At 42.7% G+C, this 12871-nt stretch carries 11 protein-coding genes; 2 read left to right on the top strand and 9 right to left on the bottom strand.

The features are described from left to right. Positions 1-110: 110 nt before the first annotated feature. The 6 genes from FR7_RS05495 to FR7_RS05470 all read right to left on the bottom strand — a co-directional run bounded on the left by FR7_RS05495 (position 111) and on the right by FR7_RS05470 (position 7345). Positions 111-584 (bottom strand): PTS sugar transporter subunit IIA, encoded by a 474-nt coding sequence (locus FR7_RS05495; RefSeq protein ID WP_007931577.1) that lies wholly within the window; start codon positions 582-584, stop codon positions 111-113. Positions 585-1014: 430 nt separating this feature from the next. Beyond that, complete coding sequence (gene lipA, locus FR7_RS05490; RefSeq protein WP_007931578.1) at positions 1015-2544, bottom strand: lipoyl synthase; 1530 nt, start codon at positions 2542-2544, stop codon at positions 1015-1017. A 118-nt stretch (positions 2545-2662) separates the two neighbouring features. Continuing rightward, a complete protein-coding gene (gene lpdA / locus FR7_RS05485; RefSeq protein ID WP_007931579.1) occupies positions 2663-4045 on the bottom strand; it encodes a dihydrolipoyl dehydrogenase in 1383 nt (460 codons plus the stop codon). Positions 4046-4079: 34 nt separating this feature from the next. After that, entirely contained in the window at positions 4080-5369 is a 1290-nt protein-coding gene (locus FR7_RS05480; RefSeq protein WP_007931581.1) for a dihydrolipoamide acetyltransferase family protein, read from the bottom strand. Positions 5370-5385: 16 nt separating this feature from the next. Beyond that, positions 5386-6366: an alpha-ketoacid dehydrogenase subunit beta gene (locus tag FR7_RS05475; RefSeq protein ID WP_007931582.1), complete on the bottom strand. Its 981-nt coding sequence runs from the start codon at positions 6364-6366 to the stop codon at positions 5386-5388. Between the two features lie 19 nt (positions 6367-6385). Then, positions 6386-7345 (bottom strand): thiamine pyrophosphate-dependent dehydrogenase E1 component subunit alpha, encoded by a 960-nt coding sequence (locus FR7_RS05470; protein WP_007931584.1) that lies wholly within the window; start codon positions 7343-7345, stop codon positions 6386-6388. A gap of 513 nt (positions 7346-7858) precedes the next feature. Here FR7_RS05470 and FR7_RS05465 point away from each other — a divergent pair. Together FR7_RS05465 and FR7_RS05460 are read left to right on the top strand one after the other, a co-directional pair. Next, a complete protein-coding gene (locus FR7_RS05465; RefSeq protein ID WP_007931586.1) occupies positions 7859-8806 on the top strand; it encodes a sugar-binding transcriptional regulator in 948 nt (315 codons plus the stop codon). 177 nt (positions 8807-8983) lie between these two features. Then, positions 8984-9430, top strand: a complete 447-nt coding sequence (locus FR7_RS05460) for a hypothetical protein (protein WP_007931587.1) — start codon at positions 8984-8986, stop codon at positions 9428-9430. 297 nt (positions 9431-9727) lie between these two features. Here FR7_RS05460 and FR7_RS05455 read toward each other — a convergent pair whose 3' ends face one another. The 3 genes from FR7_RS05455 to FR7_RS05445 all read right to left on the bottom strand — a co-directional run bounded on the left by FR7_RS05455 (position 9728) and on the right by FR7_RS05445 (position 12811). After that, positions 9728-10945 (bottom strand): ABC transporter permease, encoded by a 1218-nt coding sequence (locus FR7_RS05455; protein WP_007931588.1) that lies wholly within the window; start codon positions 10943-10945, stop codon positions 9728-9730. Next, positions 10924-11634: an ABC transporter ATP-binding protein gene (locus tag FR7_RS05450; RefSeq protein ID WP_007931589.1), complete on the bottom strand. Its 711-nt coding sequence runs from the start codon at positions 11632-11634 to the stop codon at positions 10924-10926. The genes FR7_RS05455 and FR7_RS05450 overlap by 22 nt, the downstream gene beginning before the upstream one ends. A 100-nt stretch (positions 11635-11734) precedes the next feature. Continuing rightward, positions 11735-12811, bottom strand: coding sequence for an efflux RND transporter periplasmic adaptor subunit (locus tag FR7_RS05445; protein WP_007931590.1), 1077 nt, complete (start codon positions 12809-12811; stop codon positions 11735-11737). Positions 12812-12871: the final 60 nt, after the last annotated feature.

The following is a 12871-nucleotide window of genomic DNA, read 5'->3' as shown; positions in this document are numbered from 1 at the left end:
GCCGTCCTAAATAAGATTTTCCGATAGACTGCTTGTACTATGCTCTTACCTTATTTCCAGTCACAGTCTCCGTTTGATATAAATTCCATCCCTCCTCTCTTTTTTTCCTCTTAGCAAGCAAGGGCAGAAAGCAATAACTGATACGTAGCACTTGTACTCGTTTTAGATGCCAGGTTATGCAGAAGCTCCTTATCCTGGAACAAACCTGCCAATTTTTGCAGGAATGCAGGCTGCTCATGAGCGTCCTTTAATGCCAGCATAAATATAATCGAAACCTCAATCTCCACTTTGGGATTCTCCATATTGGCAAAGCGAACCGGCTTTTCCAGCACGCCTACTGCCATAGCACCTTGGACGACATGTTCTACATCTGTATGGGGAATAGCCACATTAATTTCTCCCGTGCATAATCCCGTGGGGAAAACTCTCTCCCGTTTTTTAACTGCCTCTAAATAGGTATCCTTTACAAAACCGTATTGTTCCAAACCAAGTGCCAGCTTCTCAAATGCATCCTCCCGGCTGCTTGCCACAAGGGGCACCATCATCAGCTCTTCCTTTAGTAGCAGCGTAAAATCCACTATCATCAAACCCTCCTTTGACTCAATCTTGTTTTCTTGTACATGCTTCATTACAATAGAACCACATTGCCCGTAAGCGATTCTGATACTATATAATGCAAATAACGTGCCAAACAAAATATACCATTGAAAATCACATATACACGTGATAAATAGTCTGAATTTTTCTATGGTTGTATCTTGCATACTTACATTTTTAGATTATTTTTTTACAATTTATACCGATACATCTTGTAAATAACATTATCTGCCGACATTCTCGCTAATTGGCAGTTTCAGTTACACTGGATAATCCAAACGTATAAATTCTATTGTATGATATACAAAAATGCCGGATTAACAACTTTACAGTGTTTTTCCGGCAATAGGATTTTGATAGCGACATTACATATGAGTTTTAAAACTGTTTCTCTAGTAAATGATCCACTCAATTGTATTAAGAGGAAAGACTTATTTTCGGAGAAAATCCTTCTGCGGCATGGTAGGAAGAACGTACCAACGGGCCACAGGCAGCATGAGAAAAACCAAGCTTTTTTGCTAATTGCCGGTATGATTGAAACTGTTCCGGTACTATATATTCTGCAACGGGAATATGCTCTGGGGAAGGAGCCAGATATTGTCCTACTGTCAAGCTATCACAACCTACACTGCGCAAGTCAGCCAACGTAGCTGCAACCTGAGCTGGTGATTCTCCCAGACCAACCATAATTCCTGACTTGGTTACGATCTGAGGAGCACTTTTCTTGACGTATTGCAGCACATCTAAAGACCGCTGATAATTGGCTTGAGGACGTACACGAGAGTATAGGGCGGGGGTGGTTTCCACGTTGTGATTGATTACTTCCGGCTGAGCAGCAATAATGATGTCTAAGGCACTTTCTTCACCTTGGAAATCCGGAATCAAAACTTCAATTAAGGTTTCTGGGGAAAGCTCACGGATTCTTTGTATGGTATGTGAAAAATGGACAGCTCCTCCATCAGCAAGATCATCACGTGTAACGGAGGTAATCACTACATAGTTAAGCCCCAACTTCTTCACCATCTGAGCGACACGCTGGGGTTCATCCTGATCTACAGGCTGCACAACACCTTTAGGAACAGCGCAAAACCGGCAACGCCTTGTGCATTGACTCCCTAATATCATAAATGTAGCTGTCCTCGACGCATAACACTCACCAATATTAGGACAATGAGCCCCAGAACATACCGTGGTCAAAGAGAATTCATCCAACATTCCATGCATCTCCTGGACACTGCTATTTCCTGACACATGCCCCTTCAGCCAAGCTGGTTTTACTGTTTCTCCTAACCAGTGTCCTTCTGCCAGCTCCCAATGTTTAATACCAAATACGGCCATAAAGTGGGTGGTTACTGTTTCTCGTACGGTCTGCATTTGGGGTGCTTTTCCCAATATCTTCGCCATGCTGGTTACGCCTCGCCCTGTAATCCCGCAAGGTGTAATCAATTGGAAATAAGATAAGTCAACGTCAATATTAAGAGCAAAACCATGATAGCTCAGCCAGCTTTTCATACCAATGCCAATGGCGCAGATCTTTTCCCTGCCTACCCACACACCTGTATATTCCTTATCTCTGACCGCTTCAATTCCATAATCTCTCAAGGTGCGAATTACGACTTCTTCCAGCTTTTCCACATAATCATGAACATCCTGACCATAATGACGCAGGTCCAGCAGGGGATAGCCTACTAACTGACCCGGACCATGAAAAGTAACATCCCCGCCCCGATCCACCTGGCAGACTTCGCAGTCTTTGGCTGCAAGTACAGCATCACTTGCGAGAATATTGGCCCTTTCTCCTTTGCGCCCTAGAGTGATTACGGGGGGATGCTCCAGCAATAGCAATGCATCTTCATTGATCTGCCCCTGGCGCCGCCCTTTGACAAATGATTTCTGAAATTCCCAGCCATGCTGATAGGGAGTAAGTCCCCAATTTAATACAATCACAACTCCACCTCCTAGACCACATCAAATTCTAGCATTTAAGAAAAATTGATATATCCTTTAAAACATATAAAACGAATCGAACCACAAAGACGCAAAGTACACAAAGGGTTAGTTACAGCTACTTTGCCATAAAGTGTATGCCTTGGCCCATTGTCACGTGAGCGGCCTCCATAATGGCTTCTGACAGGGTAGGGTGAGGATGAATCACATGGGCCAGTTCTTCCAGGGTAGCTTCCATGGATTTTGCCAATACGCCTTCCGAAATCAGATCGGTTGCATGAGGTCCAACAATATGCACTCCCAGGATTTCACCATATTGTTCCTCACAAATTATTTTTACAAAGCCATTTGTTTCTCCGTAAGCCATGGCCTTGCCACTCGCTTGAAATGGAAATTTTCCCACTTTTATCCTGCCATATTTTTCTTTGGCTGCCTGTTCATTCATACCAACCCAAGCAACTTCCGGATTCGTATAAATGCAAGAAGGAATGGCATCATCATGATAGGAAGAATTTATTCCCGCTGCGTTTTGCGCTGCAACAATCCCTTGAGCAGAAGCCACATGTGCCAGTTGAATACCCCCTACTACATCTCCGATCGCAAAAACGTCTGGAATACTGGTTTCCATTTGTGCATTCACCGGGATACCCTTTTTCTCGTGCAAATGCAGACTTTCAATTCCTGCAACGCTGGCTGCCCGCCCAGTTGAAACCAGCACTTTTTCCCCTTCTACCCTATACGTTATAGTATCAATCTGGTACTCAACGGCTAAAGCAGCTTCTGCCTTTGCGATCTTGCTCACTTTGGCATTGGTAAAGAAGGTCACTCCCAATTTTTCCAAAGAGCTTACGAGCACTTCTACTGCTTCTTTGTCTGCCATTGGTAAAAGAGCAGGCATCATCTCAATGATGGTCACCTTGCAGCCAAAGGTCTGCATTAAATAAGCAAATTCCAAGCCAATAACGCCGCCGCCAATAATCACCATGGATTTTGGAATAGCTCCTAAATCTAAAGCCTCATCACTGGTTATGACCCCCGGAAGATCAAATCCGGGAATCGCTGGAACAAAAGGCTTTGATCCCGTAGCCAAGATTAGTTTCTCGGTTGTAATCGTTGTAGTTCCTGATTTTTCATTAACTTCCACTTGGTGAGGGGTAATCACCTTACCGCTTCCTCTATATAAATCGATTTTATTTGCTTGAATTAAACCCCTTACGCCATTAACCAGCTGTTTTACAATACCATCCTTGCGAGCAAAAATTCTCTTTGCATCCACGCTGACAGGGGAAGCTTCAATACCAAATTCTTTTGCCTTATTCATGGTTTCATAGACTTCTGCACTTCTAAGCAAAGCCTTGGTAGGAATGCATCCCCGATTCAGACATGTTCCCCCTAGAGAATCTTTTTCCACCAATGCCACTTTTAGTCCGCATTGAGCAGCTTTAATGGCGGCTACATAACCGCCTGGACCTCCCCCTAGTACTACAACCTGATAGTTCATCGGTTTTCCTCCTTAAAAGAGACTCATATCTATCTTAGATAAGTTGTAAATAATCCTCTAGCAGTTCTTTTATTCTTCTTAAAAATTCTGCCGCTTGGGCTCCATCTACTGCCCGATGATCAAAAGAAAGAGATAGGGACATTCGCGGCTGAATGATCATTTCTCCAGCCTTGGCAACTACTTTATCCTGCAATTGTCCAACCCCAAGAATACAAACTTCCGGAGCATTTACAATGGGCGAAAATGTATCGATGCCATACATGCCTAGGTTGGTTACGGTAAAAGTCCCCCCTGACATTTCGTCCGGCAGTAATTTTCCCTCTTTTGCCTGCGTCGCCAATTCTTTTGCCCGCTTTGTAATTTCCTCAATACTGAGAGTGTCTGCATTTTTTATGACTGGCACTACTAAACCATTTGGCAAGGCCACTGCCATACCTACATTCACTTCATCACAAATTTCCAAACCATCCGAATGCAGCCTGGCATTAATCACTTGCTGGTATTCCCGTAATGCTTTGGCGACGACTTTAATAATAAGATCATTATAAGAAGGCTTTACACCGATGCGTTTTTCAATACCTGGTATAAGCTTTTTACGCAGTTCTACCATACCTGACATATCCACTTCCATATTATGAGTAACATGAGGCGCTGCCCATGCATCTGCCATATGATCGGCGATGACTTTACGCATTCCTGCTAACGGCTTGCGAACTCCTTTGGTTTTTGACCCTAGTTTTGTCACAGCATTCTCAACATCTGCTTTCACGATCTTGCCGCCAATGCCAGTACCTGTAACTTCCGCCAGATCCACACCTTTATCCTGGGCAATTTTTTGCGCCAGGGGACTGGCTTTATAATTCGTAACGTCTACTGCAATAATTCTCCCGCCAGGACCGCTTGGGGGAACGGCCCGTAAATCAATCTCTTCTTCACGGGCTATACGCTTTGCTGCCGGGCTGGCTTTGACTTTACCGCCAATTCCTTCTGCGCTTTGCACAGGAGCAGGAGTTGTTGCTGCCACTTGCGCTGTATGCTGTTCTTCAGTCTTTCGAGCCTCAGCAGCATGGCTCTCTACCTTTTCTCCCGGCTGACCAATATAAGCAATAGGTTTATTAACCTCAACAATATCACCCTCTGCTGCGATTATAGCCAGCACTTGCCCTGCAGCAGGAGCCTCGACCTCCATATTTACCTTATCAGTCAATATCTCCAGCAATATTTCGCCTTCCGCAACCGACTCTCCGACCTTTTTGAACCAGGTAACAATGGTACCTTCTTCCATGGTCATCCCGAGCTTTGGCATTAACAGTTCTGTTGCCATCCTATATTCCTCCTGCTTATACAATTTCCCTGACTGCGTTTACGATGTCATCGACCTGAGGCACAGCACTCTTCTCCAGTTCCATACAATAAGGGATCGGAATGTTTTTTCCTGCAACACGTTTTATCGGTGCATCCAAATAATCAAAAGCTTCACTTTCCATCACTTCAGCTGCCACTTCACCGCCGAAACCGCCTCGTTTGCAGGCTTCATGCACAATGATCAGCTTACCGGTCTTAATTACTGATTTTACCAGTGTTTCTTTGTCAAATGGCACCAGAGTACGAGGATCGATTACTTCTACATCAATGCCCTCTTTCGCTAAGATTTCTGCAGCTTCTAATGATCGGTGAACCATTACGCCTGTAGCAAGTACAGTAACATCCCTGCCGACTCGTTTTACATCTGCTACTCCAAAGGGAATGACATAATCCTCTTCCGGTACTTCTCCTTTTTTGTTGTAAACCGTTTTTGTCTCAATAAATACAACAGGATTGTCATCACGAATCGCTGTTTTTAATAAACCTTTCACATCATAAGGAGTGGAAGGCATAACTACCTTTAAACCCGGTACATGAACAAGCCAGGCCTCTAAGCTCTGAGAATGCTGAGCTGCCGCACCTGTTCCCGAACCGCCCGGCATTCTTAGCACCATAGGAACCTTTGCTTTGCCGCCAAACATATAGCGCATTTTAGCAGCCTGATTGACTAAGGAATCCATAGCAATTGTAATAAAATCACTAAACATAATTTCCGCGATGGGACGCAGACCTGTCACAGCAGCACCTGCCGCAGCACCTGCAATAACGCCTTCAGAAATGGGTGTGTCCCGTACTCTTTCTTCGCCAAATTCCTCAAGCATACCCAAGGATACGCCAAAAGCGCCGCCATATACCCCTACATCTTCACCTAGTAAAAATACATTTTCATCCCGGCGCATTTCTTCTTGCATGGCTTGCCTTACAGCCTCTTTATAGGTTATCAATGCCATAGTCATTCACTACTCCTTTACAACATTATGCGTATACATCTTCCTCTAAGGTTTCAATACCAGGGTAAGATCCCTGTTGAGCAAATTCTACCGCACGGGCGATATCGTCTTTCGCACCAGCCGTAATTTCATCTGATTCTTGCTGCGAGATTACATTGTTTTTAATCAGATATTTTTCAAAGGCTTTAATGGGGCATCGATCTTTCCAGGCTTCAATTTCTTCTTTTGTCCGATACCGATTGGCATCACTCTTGGAATGCCCCAGCCATCGATACGTGATTCCTTCTACAATAGAGGGACCTTCACCACTTCTGGCACGTTCTACTGCTGCCAAGGTTGCTTCGTATACTTTTATAGGATCATTACCGTCTACAGTAATACCAGGCATCTCATAAGAAGCAGCCCGATCCGCTATATTGGCAACTGCTGTACTTCTTGCAACCGACATAGACATACCATAATGATTGTTAGTACACATAAATACCACAGGCAGCTTCCAAATAGACGCTAAATTCAAGGCTTCATGAAAAGAGCCTTCATTGCTGGCTCCATCACCAAAGAAGCACAGAACTACTTTTCCAGTTTTTTTCATCTGCTGTGTAAGAGCAGCGCCTACAGCAATGGCAAAGCCGCCGCCAACTACGCCATTGGCACCTAAATTACCTTTTTCTAAATCGGCAATATGCATAGAGCCACCCTTCCCTTTGCAATAACCGTTGGATTTTCCCATCAATTCAGCCATCATACGATTTAAGTCTGCATCTTTACCGATGCATTCCCCATGTCCCCGATGGGTACTGGTAATTAAATCATCTGCATGCAGCGCAGCAGTAGAACCAATAGCGAAAGCTTCCTGACCAATTGACAGATGAGTCGTACCATGAATCATACCTTTTGCAAAAAATGCATCAACCTGGGCTTCAAAAAACCGAGTATGCAGCATTTTCTTATACCAGCTTATTAACGTTTCTTTACTTAATGTCATTGTCAATTCCTCCTATATACTTAGTCATTACGATAGATTGAAAGAATCCTTCTATATCAACCACTCCTTTACTGCTATTCTAAATGATTATGATGCATGAACATTCGTTCATATTAAAGAACGAATGTTCATGCATGGCTAAAAAAATAGATGAATATAACTTATAAAGAATTATTCACCACCGATTGCTGACCTAAAAATTGCAGCAATGAAACTTTCCAAACATCTGTTCAGCGTTTTAACTTTTGTAATTTTTCTTAATTTTATAGTAATTCAATTTTTTCATTCTGTCAATAATAAAAATAGCTTTATTTGCTGCATTACTATCGATCTGCCTTACTTCTTTACTGCACTAGAATCCCTTCCAGCCTACTTTACAGTAGAAATGGAACATAGTATAATTTAGACACTATAAGGCGGTTGGTTATTCGAATAGTCTTAATGTAACGATTTCCTTGTACCATCTATATGAAAAAAGTGATTTCACTTTTTGTCAATTTTTTGAGGTGAATAATGTCTATTTACGATAACGAAACCACATTTATAGCCAAAATTGCATGGCTATACTATGTCCAAGGCCTAACCCAAGACAATATTGCCAGTAAATTAGGCTGCTCACGACCTACCATCACACGTCATTTAGCAAAAGCCAAAGAACTTGGAATTGTAGAAATAAAAATAGCAGACCATTTTCGTACCTGCTTTGATACGGAATATGCTTTAAAAGCTCGTTTTGGGCTAGAAGAGGTTATTGTGATTCCATCTGGAAACACATTAAGTGAAAATCTAAAAGGTGTTGGAAAAGCTTGTGCTGATTACCTGCAGCGAACACTGCAGGATCAGGATATTTTAGGCATAGCCTGGGGATCTTCGATTTATGAAGTAGGTAAGGCTCTACAACTGAAAAAAGACTTAGACCTAACAGTGATTCAACTCATGGGCGGACTAAACAGCAGTGAAAAAATAAACCCGGAAGAAATTGTCAAGCTGATTGCAACGCAGCTGCGCGCTTCAGGGATATGGCTTAATACACCAGCGATTGTCAGCTCTGCTAAAATCAAGAAAGCGCTGCTCAGCGACCCAGGTGTCAGCAGTGTTTTGGCGAAAGCCCAAAGTTGTACCAAAAGCCTCTTTGGCTTAGGAGAAGTCAGCCTTGACTCCTCTTTAATCGTCAGCAATGGCATTACTAATGCAGAGATGGAACAACTCCATGAATTGGGCGCCGTAGGCAACATCTTAGGTCAGTTTTTTGATAAAACTGGTAAGCTTATTCATTCTTTCTTGGAAGATCGCCTCATTGCTGCTCCTTTGAATACGCTGCAGTCTATTCCGATCCGCATTGGTGTAGGCAGCGGCGGTCACTATAAAGTGAGGGCCATTTTAGGAGCTCTCAACGGAGGTTTTATCAATGTGCTGATCACTGATGAAGAAACTGCACAGGAAATACTAAAAATAACGTAGAATATCTTTGTATTCGATATTTCTTTTTTATTATTCAATCGTAAACAATTGTTTACGATATCGAACTATTGTTTACTAACTCCATATGCTTGCTACCATAGAAACCATATTTTATATAAAGATCTTTCGTTACATATTCAATAGTAAAATTCCCCAGAAAATAAGGAGGGTCCCACTATGTGCAAAGAGTCTTTTAAAGCGGTTTTAGTCTGCATGCGCTGTAATCAAGAGACTGTTCATGATATTGAATACAATAACAAACTAATTGTACAAATCTCTTGTGAAGAGTGTGGAAAAACCATCGGTCCTTATAAACAGATTACCGCAACTCCTCTGCCAAGCAATCTGACCCATAAAACCACCATCACCTCTTCTCCCGCTCCAATTGGTAATACAGCCTTAGCAAATGAAAATACCAGGTTTGAAAAATCGTTCAAAAGTTCGTCTTACCAGAGCTATGGTGAGTTGCTATTATCGCGTATTATAACAAAACCCTCTCGTTTAAACCAAGAAATTCATAAAGACTTGACAACATTCCTTTGTTCTATTCCTGTTCGCTTTATGACGAAACCTGTGCGTATTGCTAAAGAATACCGCACATTAAAGGATACTTTGCATAGATAATATGTATAACTTACTTTTTTGAACCGCAGAGGCGCAGAGAGCGCTGAGGAATTTTACCTCAAAAAAGAACACTCATGCAGCTATTCATACTGCATGAGTGCTTTTTTGTAATCAAAATATATTGGTTTTAAAGTAGAATTTGTACAATATATCGGGAAATGCGAAAAACATAATATCCCAGCAGGGATACAAGAATCATCAATGAATATAGCCATAGATTTCCTGTCCAAATATGCATAACAACATTCTCCTTACTTCCTTTAAAAGTCTTTATGATCATTTTCTATTGCCTGTTTCTTACTCATAGCGCAAAGCATCTATGGGGTCAAGTAATGCTGCTTTGCGGGCAGGATAGATGCCAAAGAATAAACCAATCATTACAGAAACACTAAATGCCCCAATGATGGCAGCAATGGAAATCACCGTACTCCAGCCTGCTACCATAGAAACTATCCGAGCCCCTGCTATGCCAAGAAGAATTCCCAATATTCCGCCTGTAACACCAATCACAACGGCTTCTATAATAAACTGCAGCAAAATATTGTTATAGGTTGCACCTAATGCTTTACGTATGCCGATTTCTCGAGTCCGTTCCGTTACAGATACCAGCATGATATTCATAATACCAATGCCGCCTACCAGCAATGAAATCGCAGCAACACTTCCGAGAAATAAGGTAAGAGTTGCTGTAGTCTCTTTCATCGTGGTCATAAGTGCTGTTAAATTACGAACGGTAAAATCATCCGTCGTATTTTGTGCCAAGTGATGGCGTGACCGCAATAGGGTCGTAACATCCTCCTGGACTTTATCCATGATGTCATCACTTTCTACCTGAATACTAATGTTATGTACATAGGATATGCCCATAAGACGTTCTTGTGCGGTAGTTAAAGGTACAATAATCACATCGTCCTGGTCAGACCCCATGGATGACTGCCCTTTACTGCCCAGAACTCCGATTACACGAAAGGGAGCCTGACCAATTCGCATAGTCTGTCCTACCGGACTAATTTCCCCGAACAAATTAGCAGCTACCGTTTCACCAATTACAGCAACTCGCGCCCGAGTATCTTCGTCACTTGTACTAAAAAAAGTTCCCGAAGCAACTTCAAAATTGCGTATTTCCAAAAATTCGGGGGTAGTCCCTTGAACACTGGTATTCCAGTTTTGATTCCCATAAATAATTTGAAACTGCTGGCTGACAGCAGGTGCTACTGCATTGATCCCGCTAATTTGCTGACCAATGGCTTTCGCATCTTGCTTAGTTAACGTAATGTTCGATCCCGCTGCCAGACGCACACCTCCTGAAGGTGAATTAGCTCCCGGCATAACGATCAGAAGATTGCTGCCTAAACCTGCAATGGAGTTTTGGACTTTTTGCTGCACTCCTAATCCGAGGGATATCATAGCAACAACGGCGCCTACACCAATGATGATCCCCAGCATCGTAAGGATTGCACGAAGCTTATTGGCTTTTAGTCCCTCAAAAGCAATTAAAACACTTTCCCAGAACATTGTTTTGCCTCCCCTCGTGTTTCATCACGAACAATTTCACCATCACGAACATGGAGTATCCTTCTGGTGAAATCTGCAATTTCAGGTTCATGAGTAACCAAGATGATGGTTCTCCCTTGATTATTTAGGTTACAGAAGATTTCCATAATCTCATTGCCGGACTTCGTGTCCAGATTACCTGTAGGCTCATCCGCCATAATAATTGCCGGATTATTCACCAGTGACCGGGCAATGGCTACACGCTGCCGCTGCCCTCCTGACAATTCATTGGGACGATGATCCCGCCGATCCTCTAAACCAACCATAGACAAAGCCCGGGCGGCAGTTTCCATGCGGTCTTTCTTGTTTACACCCGCATATACCATGGGTAAAGCCACATTTTGTAAGGCAGACATACGAGGCAGCAGATTAAAATTTTGAAATACAAAACCAATCTTTTTATTGCGTGTAATTGCCAGTTCATCATCATTTAATGTTCCAACTTCCTGTCCATCTATGGTATACGATCCGCTGGTGGGAATATCAAGACATCCTAGTATGTTCATCAATGTGGATTTCCCTGATCCCGAAGGCCCCATAATAGCAGTTAATTCACCAGCTGTAATCTCCAAATTCACCCCTGCCAACGCACGCACAATAATGTCACCCATGTGATATTCTTTTGTTACGTTTCTTAAAGTAATTGTCATGATTTTCTCCTCACTCTAACCCAATGAATCAGTCGTTTTAAGACTACCATCTTCCAGGTATTGTAGATGGAGTTAAACGTTGCCTAGCACCTTGACTTCCTTACATGGGAGGCGGCGGCCCCTGATTTTGCGTGGTTGTTGCAGCTGTACGCGCCTTCGTTGCTGGCACTAGGATCGTATCCCCCTCATTTAAACCACTGCGTATTTCCACTTTTTCATCATCACTTAGTCCGATACTGACTGGCACATTCTGTTCTTTACCATTTACCATCAATTGTACATATTTTTGTCCCTTATCTTCCTTAACAGCTGCCAAGGGGGCAACCAATACATTTTTGCTTTCGCTGGCTTTGATCGTTACTCTAGCAGTCATCGTAGGATATAGGAGGCTCTCAGTTGAATCCACATCTACATATACGGGATAATATACAACATTAGAGGAAGTGGTCGCACTTCGGGAAATCCGTGTCACTTTTCCGGCAAAAGTCTGGGTTGTATAAGAATCTACAGTGAAAGTAACCTCTTGCCCCATCTTCACTCTGCCAATATCTGATTCATCTACCAAAACTTTGATTTGCATTTTCGACATATCGGCGATAGTCATGATAACTTGAGGAGTGGAAATCCCTTGGGCCACGGTCTGCCCTGCAGGAGTTGGTGTACCAATTACCATGCCATCAATCGGTGCTGTTATTACATAATATCCCACCTGGGATGCATTACTGTTGTAAGTCGATTGGGCTACAAGATAATTAGTCCGGTCTGTATCTAGCTGCTGCTGCGGTTCAGCACCAATAGCAGCTAATTTTTGACTGCGTTCATAAATGACCGCATAATTTTCCATCTGAGCCTGATATTGGGCAATTTGTGCTTTAATCGTTGTATCATCCAGCACAACCAACACCTGTCCTTTTTTTACCATATCATTTTCTTGTACCCGCAACTCGCTAATGAGCCCTGTCACTCGCGAACTAATATCAACCGAATTGACTGCAGAAATAGTGCCGGTCGCGGAGATTGCTTCAATAACGTCACCTCTGCCAATGACAGCTGTTGTCCCTGCAACTACAGGAGTGCTGTTTTTCTTAAGGTAATAGGCTCCTCCTCCGCCCAAGGCTGCTGCAACAATCAGGAGTATGACCCATTTTTTATAGTGATTTATTCTATTCCAAATCATAACGTACCACCACTTTCTTAGTTTCATTATCTTCTTCTACTTGCTAAAATGAGTCTTCTT

Origin of the sequence: Pelosinus fermentans DSM 17108 (assembly GCF_000271485.2) — a bacterium.
Lineage (GTDB): Bacteria > Bacillota > Negativicutes > DSM-13327 > DSM-13327 > Pelosinus > Pelosinus fermentans.
This window is presented reverse-complemented; position numbering and strand designations above follow the sequence as displayed.